We start from the raw sequence: 15,602 nt of genomic DNA on the forward strand, positions 1-15,602 counted from the left end.
CCTGGTGAACACCGTGATGCTGTTGCTCGCCGCACCGCCCTGCGCGAGGGCGTCCGGGGAGGTGGGCAGTCGGCTGCCGCGGCGGGCGGCCGGGACGGCGGCCCCACTGCTCTGCACGTTGAACTTCCGGCGGACTGCGACCAGGTGCTGGGCCACGGTGTTGGTGGCCAGCCCCAGCTCCTCGGCGATCTCGCTGCCGGACCGGCCGCGGGCGACCAGCTCGAGGACCTGGATCTCCCGGTTCGTCAGCCGCGGCTCCTGGTCCGGGTGCCCACCGGCCGTGCGGGCCGCGGCCTCCAGCGCCATCAGCTCCGACTCGGCCAGGATCACGGCGCGTTCGCCGGAGGCGGTGCCCAGGACCAGGCGCTGCTCTCCCCGGGCGATGGCGGACAGGAGGTCGGCCCAGGTCGGCGCCGCGTCGGGCTCGACCGGTCCGGTCATGCTGCGCTCGTCCTCCTCGTCCTGCTGCCGTCGTCGCCCCGCCGGCGCGGCCGGCGCCGGGAGGCACCGCGGGGCGGAGGGGATCATCCTCCCGTCGGCCGGACACCGGGGGCGCCCGGGGGGCTCGTCTGCCCGGAGCGTGGCAGAGGTCAGCGAATCGCAACCGTTTCGAAACACGGGCAGACGCTTCATGCCCTAGGTTGCAGCCGGGCCGTGGCGGCCACGGGTCGGTCGGGGCGGAGTGAGGCGACATGGCGGGGCAGGGACACGGGACCGGGCGGCCTGCGCGCGTGCGCGCCGGCCTCGTCGAGCTGTGGGGCGATGACCTGCCACCGGCGGGCGACCCGGTGCTCGCCGTCCTCAGCGACGCCGTGGCGCTGGACGACCAGCAGGGGATCGACGACGGGTTCGTCGTGCTCGGTGAGCTGTTGCCGGTCGCGGCGCTCGCACAGCTGGTCCGGGGGGAGGGCTCCCTCGCCGACCGGCTGTCCCTCCTGCCGGCGGCGTTGCGGCTGCGCGTGGCCCCGCTGCTGTAGCCGCCCCGGCGCGCCGGCACTCGCCGGCGCGTTCGACTCCAGGTCCGTTGCGCACTGCCGATCATCCCTTCTAGAAGGTCCCGGCGACCTTCTAGAAGGGAGTGGGCGACATGGGGGCCTGGCGGCGGACCGGACCGAGCACCACGGTGCCCGTCGTGCCGGAACCACGGGACGTCGAATCGGTCGAGCAGGTGATCGCCGTCCTCGACCGCGGGGTCAGCGGCCCCCTGGAGGCGCACCGCGTCATCGTGGCCACCCTCGTCGACGAGCTGGCGCTCTCCTACGGGGCCGTGTGGCTGCCCGGCCCGGACGGCCTGTTCCGGCTGGTGGGCCAGTCCGGTGACCTGGCCGAGGCGATCGCGGCCTCCCCGGCGGGCCGGCTGGAGACGGTGGAGCCCGGCGACGGGTACGGCGGCCAGGCGATCCGCACCAGGTCCGCCGTCCTGGTCGGCCTGGGCAGCGACCCGGCGACCTGCGCGCGCTGGGCCGGGGCGCTGTCGGCCGGTGCGACGCACGGCTGTGCCCTCCCGCTGGTGGAGAACGGCAGAGTGGTCGCGCTGTACGAGTACTACGACCGGGGCGAGTTGCCGTTCACCGGTGCCCGGCAGGGCAAGTGGGACTCGCTCGGCCGGCTGCTCTCGCACGCCCGTCGCGCCGCGCTGGCGAAGGCGGAGCTCCAGGAGACCCTGGACGACCGCGAGGCGGTGACCAGTGTCGTCACCGAGATCGGCGCCGCCGGTGACCAGGCGGCGGCGCTGCGGATCGCGCTGGACACCGTGCGGGAGGCCTTCGGCTGGGCCTACGGCTCCTACTGGGCGCTGGACGAGGAGGCGAACGTGCTGCGCTTCCAGCAGGAGTCCGGCTCGGCCGGTGAGGAGTTCCGCAGGGTCACCCTCGCCGCCTCCTTCGCCGAGGGCGTGGGCCTGTCGGGGCGCACCTGGCGCTCCCGGGACCTGTACTTCGTCCGCGACATCGGCGAGATGACCGACTGCGTGCGCGCACCGGCCGCCCAGCGCGCCGGGGTCAAGTCCGGGGTCTGCTTCCCGCTCATGGTCGGCGGCCGGGTGATCGGCACGATGGACTTCTTCGTCACCACCACCATCGAGCTGTCGGAGTCCCGCCGCTCCGCACTGCGCAACGTCCAGCAGCTGGTCTCCCAGCGGCTGGACGTGCTGCGCCGCACCGAGGAGTCCGCCGACAACGCCCGCGAGCTGCTGGACACCGTCTCCCGGCTGCGCGAGGCCGCCGGCGACGCCGGCCGGGTCGCCGAGAACGCGGTCAGCCAGGCCTCCACCATGACCGGTGAGGTCGAGGCCCTCGACGAGGCATCGGCCGCGGTCGGGGAGGTCATCCGGATCATCTCCGGCATCGCCGACCAGACCAACCTGCTCGCGCTCAACGCCACCATCGAGGCCGCCCGCGCCGGCGAGCTGGGCAAGGGCTTCGCCGTCGTCGCCTCCGAGGTCAAGGACCTCGCCCGGGAGACCGCCGACGCCACCCAGAAGGTCTCCGACCAGATCGCCGGCATCCAGGCCAGCAGCAAGGCCGTCGCCGAGGGCATCCACACCACCAGCGAGGTCATCGGCCAGCTCGACGCCGTCCAGGCCCGGATGGGCGAGGTGCTCGAGGAGCAGGCCCGGATGGCCGCCACCTTCCGACGCTGACCCGCCGGCGGGGCTGCACACCGCGACACGGGACGACGGCGTCCTGGCTCACCGACACCCACGGACCGGGTGCCCTCTCAGAAACGGAGTTCCACATGACCGACGCCCGCCACCGGGCTCCTGCCGGCCACGACCGAGCCCACCGCTGCACCACCTGCCCGCCCCGGCGCCCGCGCGCCGGCCGGGTCGCCGCACTGGCGCTCGCCGCCGGTGGCGCGGCGCTGGTCAGCACCGGTGCGCTCTCCAGCTGGGACGCCACGGCCAAGGTCGACTCGGGCGACCTCACGGCCAGCAGCGGGGAGACGACCCTGCTGGACGCCAACGGAGGGGCGTTCAGCGCCGCGGTGGCCAACCTGCTGCCCGACGACTACTTCCACCGTTACGTCGACGTCCGCAACGACGGGACGCAGGCCAACACCTACGCCGGGACGGTGAGCGCCACCGGCGACCTGGCCGGGTACCTCTCCGTCGATGCGATGACCTGCTCGGTCCCGTGGACGACGACGTCGGGGGTCAGCACCTGCGGTGGCGTCCAGAGCGCCAGCCTGGTCTCGGGGACCCGGACGCTGAACGCGCCGGTCGTCCTCGCGCACGGGAGCATCGGCACCGGAGCGCCGGCGGCCCAGCACGTCCGTTACACCTTCACCTTCGCCTCGAACGCGCCCTCGACCCTGCAGGGGAGGGCCGGCAAGGTGACGATCGCGGTCAACAACACCCTGGTCGGCGGCAACGACCGCACGTCCGGCTGAGCGACGGTCGATGACCGGGCAGCTCTGCTGCTGCCGCCCGGGCGGCCGCCCTCCACGGGGAGTGCGGCCGCTGCGGGCGGGGGCCCTGCGTCACCGGCCCGTCCGGGCCGCGGTGATCGCGCTCGCCGCGCTGGTGGCCGCCGGGTCGACCGGAGCCTCGACCACCCCTGCCCGCGCGGCCTGGCAGTCCGGCGCCGCTGCGGTGTCCGGATCGCTGACGATGGCCCAGTGGGACAGCCGGTTCGTCCCGGTGGCCGGTCGGGGCCAGACGGCGGCGGACGGTGACACCTGGTCGATCACCGGCCTGGCGACCGTGGCGACCGGCTACGTCGACCTGGTCAACGCCTCCACGGTGCCGGCACAGCTCTCGCTGGCCGTCTCCGCCGGGACGCTGGTCGGGGTGAGCCCGGCGAGCGTGTGCTCCCAGCCGTGGAACACCACCACCGGCACCTGCCCGGGCACCGAGACCCGGATCGGGCTGGCGCTGGTGCTCGGCACCTCGACCGGCGGCCACAGCACGGCGGCGCTGCTGCCGGTCGGGGGGCGGGTGCACCTCAAGGCCAGCGTCACCGGCGTGCTGAACACCGTCACCCTCACCACCACCGCCGTCCTCCCCCGGCCGGCCGGGGACCGGACCACGTCATGACCGGTGCGCACCACGCTCCCCGCCGGCTGCACCGGGTCCACCGGGTCGCCTCGGCGGCGGTCCTGACGTTGCTCGTGGTCTGCACCGCCGCCCTGGTCGCGGCACACCTCCAGGGTGCGCGCTTCCTGCCCGTGCTCACCGGCTCGATGAGCCCCTACGCCCCGGCCGGCTCGCTCGTGCTCACCGTGCCGGTCGCCGGCGAGGACGTCGTCCCCGGCGACGTGATCGCCTTCCGGCCACCGGCGCCGTTCCAGGTGGCCGGTGACCGGGCCGTCCTGCACCGGGTCGTCTCGCTGGACACCCAGGACGGTCAGCCGTTCCTCACCACGCAGGGCGACGCGAACGCCACCGTCGACCCGTGGCAGGTGCTGCGGCAGGACGCACGCTTCGGGCGGAGCGTCCTCGTCGTGCCGGTGCTCGGGCGGGTCGTCGCCGGGGGTGGCACGGCGGCGCTGGCGCTCGTCCTGGGCACCGCGGCCCTCCTCGCGGGCGGCCGCGCGCTGCTCGGCGGGCGGCGGCACCGGGCCGGGCCCTGCGACTGCCTGCCGTCAGCCGTCCCGGCGCGGGTGCGATGACGGCACCGCCGGTCAGCTGGGGCCGGGCGAGCCCGCCGGGTACTCCCGCAGCGGTACCTCCTCCGCCGACCAGGCGGCGAGGATCGGCTCCACGATCCGCCAGGACTGCTCGGCCTCCACGTCGCTGATCGACAGCGTCCGCCGGCCGGTCAGCATCTCCTGCAGCAGCAGCCCGTAGGCCGACAGCGGCGGGGCCGGCAGCCCGATGTCCAGGGCGCGCCGCTCCAGCTCGAACGGGTCGTCGGCGCCGTTGAGGTTGATCTCCAGGCTGATGTGGTCGGGGTCGAAGCGCATCCGCAGCACGTCGGGCTCGGCGTCGCCCCGGCGGCCGAAGGCCTGGTGCGGCACCGGCTTGAAGTGGACGGCGATCTCCTGCCGGCCCTCGCCCAGCGCCTTGCCGGTGCGCAGCCGGAACGGCACCCCGGCCCACCGCCAGTTGTCGATCGTCACCGTGTACTCGGCGTAGGTCTCGGTCTCCCGCGCCGGGTCGACGCCGTCCTCGCTGGTGTAGTCGGGCAGCGCACGGCCGCCCACCGTCCCGGCGGTGTACCGGGCGCGCACGGTGTCCCGGGCCATGTCCGCCGGGGGCTGCACCGCCTGGAGCACGTCGGCCTTGCGGGCGGCCAGGCTCGGCCCGTCGATCGCGTTCGGCGGCTCCATGGCGATCAGCGCCAGCTGCTGGAGCAGGTGGTTCTGCAGCATGTCCCGCAGGGCGCCGGCGGTGTCGTAGTAGCCGGCGCGGCCCTCCAGCCCCAGGGTCTCGTCGAAGACGATCTCCACCCGGTCGATGTGCCCGGCGTTCCACACCGGCTCGAACAGCCGGTTGGCGAAGCGCAGGCCGAGCAGGTTGAGCACGGTCTGCATGGCCAGGAAGTGGTCGGTGCGGAACACCCGCTCCTCCGGGACCAACCGGTGCAGGACGGCGTTGAGCTGCCGGGCGTCGTCCTCGTCGCGGCCGAAGGGCTTCTCCACCGCGATCGTCGTCCCCTCGGGGAGCTCGAGCTCGGTCAGCGCCTGCAGGGTGGCCAGGAAGACGGTGTTCGGCAGGGCCAGGTAGACGACCGGGCGGCCCGCCGCTCGGTCGAGTGCCGCGCCGAGGTCGGCGGCGGTGGTGACGTCGCCGTGCTGGTGGCCCAGCCGCTCGACCAGCCGGTCGCGGGCGGCCACGGGCACGTGGCCGGCGTGCTCGGCCAGCCGCTCGCGGGCCCAGTCGCGGTACTCGTCATCGGACCAGTCCTCCCGGCTGACGGCCAGCAGCGCGACCTCGTCGCTCAGGCGGTCGGCGTCGAACAGCTCGGCCAGCCCGGGCAGCAGCAGCCGGCCGGTGAGGTCACCGGTCCCGCCCAGCACCACGAAGGTCACCTGCATCGTCGTCCTCGTCCCGTCGTCGTCGCGTCCCGGGTGCGAGACACCGCTCTGGCCGCCCTGCCCATCCCCGGCCCGGCTGAACCACCCGGGCCGTGTGGGGGTGGGAGGGGGCTCGGCGCGTGAGAGGGGTGAGGGAGAGGAGCGGGCCATGAGACGGACACGACTGGGAGTGGCTGTCGCCACGACCGCCGCAGTCGCCGCGTGCGGCAGCGCCGGTGCCACGCCGCAGGTGCACCAGGGTGGAGTGGTCGAGGTGCGCACCGGCGCCCTGACCGCGCGGGACGTCGCCGCGGCGCAGACCGCCTTCGGCGTCGACCTGCTGCACGCGGTCTGCGCGGACCGGCCGGGGGAGGACGTGCTGCTCTCGCCGACCTCGGCCGCGGAGGCGCTCGGCCTGCTGTACCCCGCCGCCGCCGGGGAGACCGCCGTCGCCTTCGGCGAGGTGCTGCACCTGCCGGCCTGGTCGCCGGAGCTGGTGGCCGCCACCCGCGCGCACACCGCCGCCCTCGACGGCCTGCGGCACGACGGCGACCTGGACGACGAGGACGCCCCGGACTCGCTGCAGCTGAGCAACCACCTGTGGACCGCGCTGGGCGTGCAGCCCGATCCGGCGTACCTCGACGACCTGGCCACCGCCTTCGCCGCCGACCTGCGCGCGCTGGACTTCGCCGCTGACCCGGTGGGGGCGACCGACCGGATCAACTCGACGGTCGCCGAGGAGACCCACGACCGCATCGAGCAGCTGATCACCGATCCGCTGGAGCCTGACACCCAGGCGGTGCTGACCAACGCGGTGCACCTGGAGGCGCGCTGGGCGGCCCCGTTCACCGACACCGACTCCGTGCCGTTCGCCGCGCCGTCCGGAGAGGTGGACGTGGACATGATGAGCGGGGGCTCGGGGAGCCTGCGGACGGCGGACGGCTGGCAGGCCGTCGAGCTGCCCTACCGCGACGGCACCCTGGCCGCGGTCGCCGTCCTGCCCCCGGAGGGCGCCGACCCGTGCACCGTCGAGGCCGCGACGCTCGCCGCGCTGGAGGGCGGGGAACCCGAGGGCGTGGGCGTGCGGCTGCCGAGGTTGCACGTGGAACAGACCCACGGGCTGCTGGCGCCGCTGGCTGCCCGGGGGCTCCCGGTCCGCGGCGACTTCCCGGGCCTGCGGGCCGGCGACGTGGAGGTCTCCGACGTGCTGCAGAAGACCTTCCTCGACGTGGACGAGGACGGCACCGAGGCGGCCGCGGCGACCGGGGTGGTGGTCGAGGCCACGGCGGGACACGAGCCGGTGCCGGTGCCGGTGGTCACCTTCGACCGCCCGTTCCTGCTGCTGCTCACCGACACCGCGACCCGCTCACCGCTGTTCGCCGCCGCGGTGTACGACCCGTCGGCCTGAGCCGCCCCGCTCAGTCGGTGAAGCAGGCGGTGAGCGCGCCGACCACCAGCGGGACGTCGAGGGCCGAGGCCAGCTCACGGCAGGAGTGCATCGCCAGCATCGGGGCGCCGACGTCGACGGTCGCGATGCCGAGCCGGGTGGCGGTCAGCGGGCCGATCGTGCTGCCGCAGGGCAGGTCGGCGCGGGAGACGAACCACTGCACCGGCACCGACGCCTCGGCGCACCGCTCGGCGAACCAGCCGCTGGTGACCGCGTCGGTGGCGTAGGCCTGGTTGGCGTTCACCTTCAGCACCGGCCCGCCGCCCAGCTGCGGCTGGTGGGCGGGCTCGTGCCGGTCGAACCGGGTGGGGTGCACGGCGTGCGCCATGTCCGAGGACACCAGCCGGCTCTGCGCCAGCGCCCGGGGCAGCGCCTGCGGGTCGCCGGCGTCCGTGACGGCCACCAGCCGCCGGACGACGTCCTCCAGGAAGCTGCCGCGCGCCCCGGACATCGAGCCGCTGCCCACCTCCTCGTGGTCGTTGGCGACGAGCACCTGGGTGCGCCGGCCGCCCGGGGCGGCGATCAGGGCGGTGGCCCCGGCGTGGCAGCTGGCCAGGTTGTCCAGCCGCGGTGCGGCGATCCACGTGCCGTCGGCGCCCGTGACGCCGGCGGGCTGGGTGTCGGCGAGCACCAGGTCGTGACCGACGACGTCGTCCACGGCGACGCCGGCCTCGGCCGCCAGCGCCTCGCGCAGGCCCGGCTCCGTGCCCAGGTCGCGGGACCAGACCGGCACCAGCTCCCGCTGCGGGTCCAGCTTCAGGCCGTCGCGCACGCCGCGGTCGAGGTGGATCGCCAGCGACGGCAGGCGCAGCGGCGCGCCCGGCAGCCGGACGAGGGCCGTCGTCCCGCCGCGCAGTGCGACCCGGCCGGCCACGGTGAGCTCCCGGTCGAGCCAGGTGTGCCACAGTCCGCCGCCGTAGGGCTCGACGCCGACCACCCGGTAACCGGCCTGCCGGACCTCGTTGCGTGGCCGCACCTTGAACGTGGGGGAGTCGGTGTGCGCGCCGACCAGCCGCATGCCGGCCTCGGCCAGCGGTGCGGTGCCGACCCGGAAGGCGACCAGGCTGCCGTGCCGGACGACGAAGTGCTGCCCGCCCGGGGTCAGCGTCCAGGCGTCGGCCTCGGCCAGCTCGGTGAACCCGGCCGCGGTGAGCCGGCGGGCCAGCTCGGCGACCGCGTGCGACGGGGAGGGCGAGGCGTCGACGAAGGCGCGCAGGTCGTCGCCGAGCGAGAGGTCGGGCATGCCGCCCATCTTGCTCGACCGGCTGGGACCGGACCCGCATGGACCCGTCCACACGCCTTGACCCTCGACTGGCTCGGCTGGGCGGGACCGGACCTGCCTGGACCCGTCCACACGCTTTGACCCTCGACTGGCTCGCTGGCTGGGCGCGGACCTGCGTGGACCCGCATGCGCGCCGTGCCGCGTTTCACCTCACCTGACGCCCGTGCCGCCTGCCGCTTGGATCCGGGGCCGTGGTGGTCCACGGGCCTGGGATCCACGCCCGTCAGGGGCTGGAGTCCGGTGCCGCAGTGGGCCGGCTCTCGTCTGCTGCGTCGGTTCGTGGGCGCGGCCGCCAGGCGCACTCGCTGTGCCCGGGAACTGTCATACCCCCTACCTATGGTGCAGGTGTGACGACGACCGAGACGCCTTCCGGCGCGATGGGTCTCGTCATCGACCTGCGCTACCCCATCGGCTCTGGCGACTCGGCTGAGGAGGTGGCGGCGGAGCTGCAGCGGGTGCAGGCCCGGCGGGCGATGGACGCCGCTCGCGAGGCCCAGCTGATCCTGCAGTTGGCCGCCGCCCGCCCGGCTGCGCTGGACCCCGAGGGCCCCGGCGCGCACCGCCCCGGCTGGACCGGCGCGGACGCCGATGAGTGGATCAGTGAGTTCTTCCCCGCCGAGCTGTCCGCGGTGCTCAACCTGGGCCGGGGCACCGCCTCCCACCGGCTGGGCCGGGCCCTGACCTGGGCCCGCAAGCTCCCCGCCACCTTTGCCGCGCTGCGGGTCGGTGCCCTCGACGAACGCCGCGCCGACGCCCTGGCCGACGTCCTCGCCCACACCAGCGCCGAGGTCGCTGGCCAGGTCGAGGACTCGTTGCTGCCCGAGGCCGGCGACCTGTCGGTCTACCGGCTCCGCGAGCGGGCCACCGCCCTCATGCTGGAACTGGATGCCGCCGCGGCCGAGGAGCGCCGCGCGGACGCGGAGAAGACCGCCGACGTGCGCGTGTACCCCTCCCCGACCGACGGCCGGTCCACGCTGGCCGCGGACCTGCCCACCGACGAGGCCGTGGAGTGCCACGACCTGATCGACCAGCTCGCGACGATGCTCAAGGCCGACGGAGACCCCCGCCCCATCGGGGTGCTGCGGGCGCACGTGCTCTCCGCCCTGATCCGCCGCCCCGCCGACTCCGGGCTGCCATCGGTCGCCGCGAACCTGACGATCACCGCCGAGCTGACCGCCCTCGAAGGCGCCAGCAGTGCGACCGGTGAGGTCAACGGGCTGCCGATCACCGCCGCGCACCTGCGCGAGCTCCTGGGTCGGGTCGGTGCCCTCCAGCTCAACACGCCGGAGGGCGGCAGCCTCACCTACGCCCTCACCGGCGCCGACGGGCAGCTCCTGGCCACCCTCACCCCCGCCGAACTCCCTCGCCTGGCCCGCCGCGGCTGCCCGAACCACCCCGACATCGACAGCAGCCTCCCCGTTCCCGATGCCGGGAGCGACGACCACTGCCAGTGCCCCGTGCTCGAGCCACCTCCGCCGACCAGCGCCTACACACCCACCGCCCGACAGCGGGCATTCGTGCTCACCCGCGACCGGCGCTGCCGGTTCCCCAACTGCGGCCAACGTGTTGGCTGGACCGACCTCGACCACGTCACCGCCCACGCCTGCGGCGGGGCCACCGACTGCAGCAACCTCTGCTGCCTGTGCCGCTCCCACCACCGGCTCAAGACCTTCGCCCCGGGCTGGCGGTTCCGCCTCGACGGCGACGGCACGCTGCACGTCACCACGCCGTCCGGGGTCACCCGCACGACCCGACCACCGGGCCAGCGGCCCCCGTCGGCGTCACCACCCAACCGGCCCGGCCCCCCGAGACCCGCCCCGCCTCCGATTCGGACGACTGACGACCCACCGCCCTTCTGACCGGCGTGCGGACGCGATCTCGACGTGCGGCGTGACCAGCTCTCGGCGTACCCGCACGTCGTGTGCTCGGCGATCGGCGTGCTCCACATGGCGAGATCTGGGTGACGGGCTGTGTGCCCGATCAGGTCACGTCTCCAGCCAGCGCATCCCGGACGGGGAGTAGCGCTCCCCGGCGGTCACCCCGACCGGCGCGACCTCCTCGATCGCGGCCAGGTCGTCGGCGGTCAGCTCGACGTCGAGGGCGGAGACGTTCTCCTCCAGGTTGGCGATCCGCCGGGTGCCGGGGATCGGGACGACGTCCTCGCCCTGGGCCAGCACCCAGGCCAGCGCCAGCTGGGTCGGCGTCACGCCCTTGGCCTCGGCGATCGCCACCACCCGGTCCAGCACCTGCAGGTTCTTGGCGAAGTTCTCGCCCTGGAAGCGGGGCGAGCTGCGCCGGAAGTCGTCCTCGGCGAAGTCGTCGACGGTGCGGATCTTCCCGGAGAGGAACCCGCGACCCAGCGGCGAGTAGGGCACGAACCCGATGCCCAGCTCGCGCACCGTGGCCAGCACGCCGTTGTCCTCCACGTCCCGGGTGAACAGCGACCACTCGGTCTGCACCGCCGACAGCGGGGCGGCGGCGTGTGCCCGGCGGATGCTCTCCGGGGAGGCCTCGCTGATGCCCAGGTACCGCACCTTGCCCTCGGCGACCAGCTCGCCCAGCGCCCCGAACGTCTCCTCCAGCGGTACGGCCGGGTCGACCCGGTGCTGGTAGTACAGGTCGATCACGTCGGTGCCCAGCCGCTGCAGCGACCCCTCGACCGACGCCCGCACGTACTCCGGCGTCCCGTTGACCGCGCCGGTGCGCCGGCCCTCGGCGTCCAGCTCGTTGCCGAACTTGGTGGCCAGCACGACCTGCTCGCGGTGGGTGCGCAGCACCTGTGCCAGCAGCCGCTCGTTGGTCCACGGGCCGTAGACGTCGGCGGTGTCCAGCAGGGTGATGCCCAGCTCCAGCGCCCGGTGCAGGGTCGCCAGGTTCTCGGTGTCGTCGAAGGCCCCGTAGTAGGAGCTCATCCCCATGCACCCCAGCCCCTCGGCCGAGACGGTGAGGCCCTGCGTGCCCAGTGCTCGCTGCTGCATGCTCCCGATCCTGCACCCGGGCCGAGTTTGGTCACCACGCGGCGGGTAGGGCGGGGGCATGGCCGACGACGACATCGAGATCGACGCGCAGGGCGACAACACCTGGCTGGTCGTGCAGCCCAGCGAGCTGGAGGACGTCCGCACCTTCGTCACCGTGACCCCGGAGGTCATGGACCGGCTGGGTGCCGACGACGAGGAGGACGTCGTCCGGCGGACCGTGCTCTTCCTGCGCCGGCACCAGGAGGTCGCCGACTTCCCCGAGGTCATCGACCTGGACGACGTCGTCGCCAGCTACGACGACTACCTCGAGGTGATGACCACCGACTGACCGGTGGACGACGGTGGGATGCTCCTGGACGTGAGCCAGCCCACCCTGCCCGCTGACCCCGGCGCGCTCGCCGACGCCCTGGAGGCGACCGGCTACCTCCCCGACGAGGGGCTGGCGACCGCGGCCTACCTGGCGCTGGTCATGCACCGGCCGCTCTTCCTGGAGGGCGAGGCCGGGGTCGGCAAGACGGCGCTGGCCCGCGCGCTCGCCGAGGTGACGAGGCGGCCGATCTACCGGCTCCAGTGCTACGAGGGCCTGGAGGCCAGCCACGCCCTCTACGACTGGGACTTCGGCCGGCAGCTGCTGCACCTGCGCGCCGCCGAGGCCGCCGGCACTGCCTCGGGCGCCGACGAGCTGGAGGCCGGCCTCTACGACCGGCGGTTCCTGCTGGCCCGCCCGCTGCTGCAGGCGCTGGAGGACTCCCCGTCGGTGCTGCTCGTCGACGAGGTCGACCGGGCCGACGACGAGTTCGAGGCCTTCCTGCTCGAGGTGCTCAGCGACTTCACCATCTCCATCCCCGAGCTCGGCACGATCCGGGCGCAGACGCCGCCGCTGGTCGTCCTCACCTCCAACCGCACCCGCGAGGTGCACGACGCGCTCAAGCGCCGCTGCCTCTACCACTGGCTCGAGCACCCCGACTTCGAGCGCGAGGTGGCGATCCTGCGCCGCCGGCTGCCCGACGTCACCGACGAGCTCGCCCGGCAGGTGGCCCGGGCGACGGCCCGGCTGCGCGAGCTCGACCTGCTCAAGCCGCCCGGTGTCGCCGAGGCGATGGACTGGGCGACCGCGCTGCACGCCCTCGGCGCCCGCGAGCTCGACCCGGACACCGCGGCCCGCACCCTGGGCGCGGTGCTCAAGTACCGGGAGGACACCGACCGCGTGCACGCGCTGGCCCGGGGAGCGCTCTTCGGTGGCGGCTGACGGAGGACCCCGTCCCCCTCACCCTTCGCAGGCTCAGGGCGAGCGTCTGAACGGGGCCGTTCCAGCACGGTCGGGGCGGGACGTCGTGACGACGGTGCTCGGCTTCGCGCGGACGCTGCGGCACGCCGGCGTCGACGCCTCCCCGGACCGGGTCGAGGCGATGCTGGCCGCCGTCGCCCACCTCGACGTCCTCGACCCCACCGCCGTCTACTGGGCCGGCCGGCTGACCCTCTGCGGCAGCCCGGACGACCTCGACCGCTACGACGCCGCGTTCGCCGCCTGGTTCGGCGGGGAGGCGCCGCGCACCCGCCGGCCGTCGGGCGCGGAGGAGCAGCGGGTCGCGCAGTCCGCGCCGCTGCAGACCGGCGAGGGCAGTCAGGACGGCGGGGAGCCCTCCGACCTCGCCACCCTGGCCAGCGGCGAGGAGGTGCTCCGGCACCGGGACGTCGCCGGGCTGACCGTCGCCGAGCGCGACCAGCTGCGGCGGTTGTTCGCCCTGCTCCGGCCGGCCGCCCCGATGCGGGCCTCCCGGCGGCGCAGCCCGTCGGCCCACGGCGCCGTCCACCAGGCGCGCACCGTGCGGCGGGCCCTGCGGAACGGCGGCGAGGTGACCCGGCTGGTGCACCACCGGGCCCGCCCCCGCCCGCGCCGCGTCGTCCTGCTGATCGACGTGTCGGGGTCGATGAGCCCCTACGCCGATGCGCTGCTGCGGGTCGCGCACGCCGCCGTCCGGGCCCGGCCCGCGTCCACCGAGGTGTTCACCATCGGCACCCGGCTGACCCGGGTCACCCGCGAGCTGCGGCTGCGCGACCCGGACAAGGCGCTGGCCGCCAGCGGGTCGGCCATCCCCGACTGGTCCGGCGGCACCCGGATCGGTGAGGTGCTCAAGGCGTTCCTCGACCGCTGGGGCCAGCGCGGCACCGCGCGCGGTGCGGTCGTGGTGGTCTGCAGCGACGGCTGGGAGCGCGGGGGCGCGGAGCTGCTCGGCGAGCAGATGGCCCGGCTGCGCCGGCTCGCCCACGCCGTCGTCTGGGTGAACCCGCACAAGGGCCGGGCCGGCTACGAACCGCTGACCGGCGGCATGGTCGCCGCGCTGCCCAGCGTCGACCACTTCGTCGCCGGGCACAGCATGGCCGCCTTCGAGGAACTGGCCGGGGTGGTCGAGCGTGCCTAGCGCACCGCGAGGAGGAGGACGCAGATGCGCGATGTTCTCGATGACCTGATCGGGTGGTGGCAGGCGGGGGAGACCGTCGGCGTCAGCACCGTGGTCGGCACCTGGCGGTCCGCCCCGCGCCCGGCCGGCGCATCGATGCTGGTCGGCCCGGACGGGACGGCGGTGGGCAGCGTCTCCGGCGGCTGTGTCGAGGGCGCGGTCTACGCCGAGGCCCAGGACGTCGTCGCCAGCGGCGAGCCCACCCTGGAGCGGTACGGGGTCAGCGACGACGACGCCTTCGCCGTGGGCCTGACCTGCGGCGGGATCCTCGACGTCTACGTGGAGGCGGTCTCGCGGGAGTCCTTCCCCGAGCTCGGTGAGGTCGCCGCGTCGGTCGGCGCGCACGAGCCGGTCGCCGTCGTCACCTGCGTGAAGGGCCCGGCCGACCGGCTGGGCAAGCGGCTGGTGCTCTGGCCCGACCGCGCCTCGGGCACCCTCGGTGCCCAGCGGCTGGACGACGCCGTCGCCGACGACGCCCGCGGCATGCTCGCCGCCGGCCGGACGGCGACGCTCACCTACGGGCACGACGGCGAGCGGCGCGGCGACGAGCTGACCCTGTTCGTCTCCTCCTTCGCCCCGCCGGCCCGGATGGTCGTCTTCGGCGCGATCGACTTCGCCGCCGCCGTCGCCCGGGTGGGCTCGTTCCTCGGCTACCGGGTCACCGTCTGCGACGCCCGGCCGGTGTTCGCCACCGCCCGCCGCTTCCCCGACGCCGACGAGGTGGTCGTCGAGTGGCCGCACCGTTACCTGCAGGCCCAGGTGGACGCCGGGGCGATCGACGAGCGCACGGTGCTGTGCGTGCTCACCCACGACCCGAAGTTCGACGTCCCGCTGCTGGAGGTCGCGCTGCGGCTGCCGGTGGCCTACGTCGGCGCGATGGGCTCCCGGCGCACCCACGACGAGCGGCTGGCGCGGCTGCGCGAGGCCGGGCTGACCGAGGACGAACTGGTCCGTCTCAGCTCCCCGATCGGCCTGGACCTCGGCGCCCGGACGCCCGAGGAGACCGCGGTGAGCATCGCCGCCGAGATCATCGCCGGCCGCTGGGGCGGCACCGGCGAGCGCCTGACCGGCGCCGACGGCCCGATCCACCGCACCGCCGACCGCTGACCAGCCCGGCCGTGGTGGCCGACACGGCCACGGCGCGAGCTCGTACGGGTCGTCGTGGACGATGGCGGCATGGCACGCGTCGTCCTCGCCACCTGGCGGGCCCAGCCCGAGCACGTCGAACGGGTGGCCGAGCTGCTCCGGCAGCTCACCCCGCTGTCCCGGGCCGAGCCCGGGTGCCGGCACTACCAGGCGCAGACCTCACCGGACGAGCCCGGCACCTTCCTGGTCTACGAGGTGTACGACGACGACGCCGCGGTCGACGCGCACCGGGCCAGCCCGCACTTCCAGGAGCTGGCCGCCGGTCAGGCGATCCCGCTGCTGGCCGAGCGTTCGGTGCGCACCTACGAGACGCTGCCGGAGCGGTAGCG

The 15,602-nt window shown here is 74.8% G+C and carries 16 protein-coding genes; 12 read left to right on the forward strand and 4 right to left on the reverse strand.

Annotated features, from left to right (window positions below):
- Positions 1-441 (reverse strand): response regulator transcription factor (locus tag ACJTNH_RS18035; RefSeq protein ID WP_458178153.1); only part of this gene is annotated, 441 nt, incomplete at its 3' end.
- Positions 442-731: 290 nt separating this feature from the next.
- Here ACJTNH_RS18035 and ACJTNH_RS18040 point away from each other — a divergent pair.
- The 5 genes from ACJTNH_RS18040 to ACJTNH_RS18060 all read left to right on the forward strand — a co-directional run bounded on the left by ACJTNH_RS18040 (position 732) and on the right by ACJTNH_RS18060 (position 4,611).
- A complete protein-coding gene (locus ACJTNH_RS18040) occupies positions 732-977 on the forward strand; it encodes a hypothetical protein (RefSeq protein ID WP_458178155.1) in 246 nt (81 codons plus the stop codon).
- Between the two features lie 110 nt (positions 978-1,087).
- Positions 1,088-2,641 (forward strand): methyl-accepting chemotaxis protein, encoded by a 1,554-nt coding sequence (locus tag ACJTNH_RS18045; RefSeq protein ID WP_458178157.1) that lies wholly within the window; start codon positions 1,088-1,090, stop codon positions 2,639-2,641.
- Between the two features lie 95 nt (positions 2,642-2,736).
- Complete coding sequence (locus ACJTNH_RS18050) at positions 2,737-3,390, forward strand: hypothetical protein (protein WP_458178159.1); 654 nt, start codon at positions 2,737-2,739, stop codon at positions 3,388-3,390.
- 10 nt (positions 3,391-3,400) lie between these two features.
- The gene (locus ACJTNH_RS18055; protein ID WP_458178161.1) at positions 3,401-4,036 is read left to right on the forward strand and encodes a hypothetical protein; all 636 of its coding nucleotides are present in this window, start codon (positions 3,401-3,403) and stop codon (positions 4,034-4,036) included.
- The gene (locus ACJTNH_RS18060) at positions 4,033-4,611 is read left to right on the forward strand and encodes a signal peptidase I (protein WP_458178163.1); all 579 of its coding nucleotides are present in this window, start codon (positions 4,033-4,035) and stop codon (positions 4,609-4,611) included. Before ACJTNH_RS18055 ends, ACJTNH_RS18060 begins: the two co-directional genes overlap by 4 nt.
- 12 nt (positions 4,612-4,623) lie before the next feature.
- Here the strand turns inward: ACJTNH_RS18060 and ACJTNH_RS18065 are convergent, their stop codons facing one another.
- Positions 4,624-5,979 carry a glucose-6-phosphate dehydrogenase gene (locus ACJTNH_RS18065; RefSeq protein ID WP_458178165.1) on the reverse strand — a complete coding sequence of 452 codons (1,356 nt, stop codon included), beginning with the start codon at positions 5,977-5,979 and terminating at the stop codon, positions 4,624-4,626.
- 148 nt (positions 5,980-6,127) lie between these two features.
- On the opposite strand from ACJTNH_RS18065, the gene ACJTNH_RS18070 reads away from it, so the two are divergent.
- Positions 6,128-7,366, forward strand: a complete 1,239-nt coding sequence (locus tag ACJTNH_RS18070; protein WP_458178167.1) for a serpin family protein — start codon at positions 6,128-6,130, stop codon at positions 7,364-7,366.
- Between the two features lie 10 nt (positions 7,367-7,376).
- Here the strand turns inward: ACJTNH_RS18070 and ACJTNH_RS18075 are convergent, their stop codons facing one another.
- A complete protein-coding gene (locus tag ACJTNH_RS18075) occupies positions 7,377-8,648 on the reverse strand; it encodes a M18 family aminopeptidase (RefSeq protein WP_458178169.1) in 1,272 nt (423 codons plus the stop codon).
- 386 nt (positions 8,649-9,034) lie between these two features.
- Here ACJTNH_RS18075 and ACJTNH_RS18080 point away from each other — a divergent pair, with 386 nt between their 5' ends.
- Positions 9,035-10,546: a DUF222 domain-containing protein gene (locus ACJTNH_RS18080; protein WP_458178171.1), complete on the forward strand. Its 1,512-nt coding sequence runs from the start codon at positions 9,035-9,037 to the stop codon at positions 10,544-10,546.
- 126 nt (positions 10,547-10,672) lie between these two features.
- Here the strand turns inward: ACJTNH_RS18080 and ACJTNH_RS18085 are convergent, their stop codons facing one another.
- A complete protein-coding gene (locus ACJTNH_RS18085) occupies positions 10,673-11,665 on the reverse strand; it encodes an aldo/keto reductase (protein WP_458178173.1) in 993 nt (330 codons plus the stop codon).
- Between the two features lie 58 nt (positions 11,666-11,723).
- Between ACJTNH_RS18085 and ACJTNH_RS18090 the strand changes: the two genes are divergently transcribed.
- The 5 genes from ACJTNH_RS18090 to ACJTNH_RS18110 all read left to right on the forward strand — a co-directional run bounded on the left by ACJTNH_RS18090 (position 11,724) and on the right by ACJTNH_RS18110 (position 15,600).
- The gene (locus ACJTNH_RS18090; RefSeq protein ID WP_458178175.1) at positions 11,724-11,993 is read left to right on the forward strand and encodes a hypothetical protein; all 270 of its coding nucleotides are present in this window, start codon (positions 11,724-11,726) and stop codon (positions 11,991-11,993) included.
- A 30-nt stretch (positions 11,994-12,023) separates the two neighbouring features.
- Positions 12,024-12,914 (forward strand): AAA family ATPase, encoded by an 891-nt coding sequence (locus ACJTNH_RS18095; RefSeq protein WP_458178177.1) that lies wholly within the window; start codon positions 12,024-12,026, stop codon positions 12,912-12,914.
- Positions 12,915-12,999: 85 nt separating this feature from the next.
- Positions 13,000-14,088, forward strand: coding sequence for a vWA domain-containing protein (locus ACJTNH_RS18100; RefSeq protein ID WP_458178179.1), 1,089 nt, complete (start codon positions 13,000-13,002; stop codon positions 14,086-14,088).
- Between the two features lie 24 nt (positions 14,089-14,112).
- Entirely contained in the window at positions 14,113-15,234 is a 1,122-nt protein-coding gene (locus ACJTNH_RS18105; protein ID WP_458178181.1) for an XdhC family protein, read from the forward strand.
- A 69-nt stretch (positions 15,235-15,303) separates the two neighbouring features.
- Positions 15,304-15,600 (forward strand): putative quinol monooxygenase, encoded by a 297-nt coding sequence (locus ACJTNH_RS18110; protein WP_458178183.1) that lies wholly within the window; start codon positions 15,304-15,306, stop codon positions 15,598-15,600.
- Positions 15,601-15,602: the final 2 nt, after the last annotated feature.

The sequence above is a fragment of the Modestobacter lacusdianchii genome (assembly GCF_054177765.1).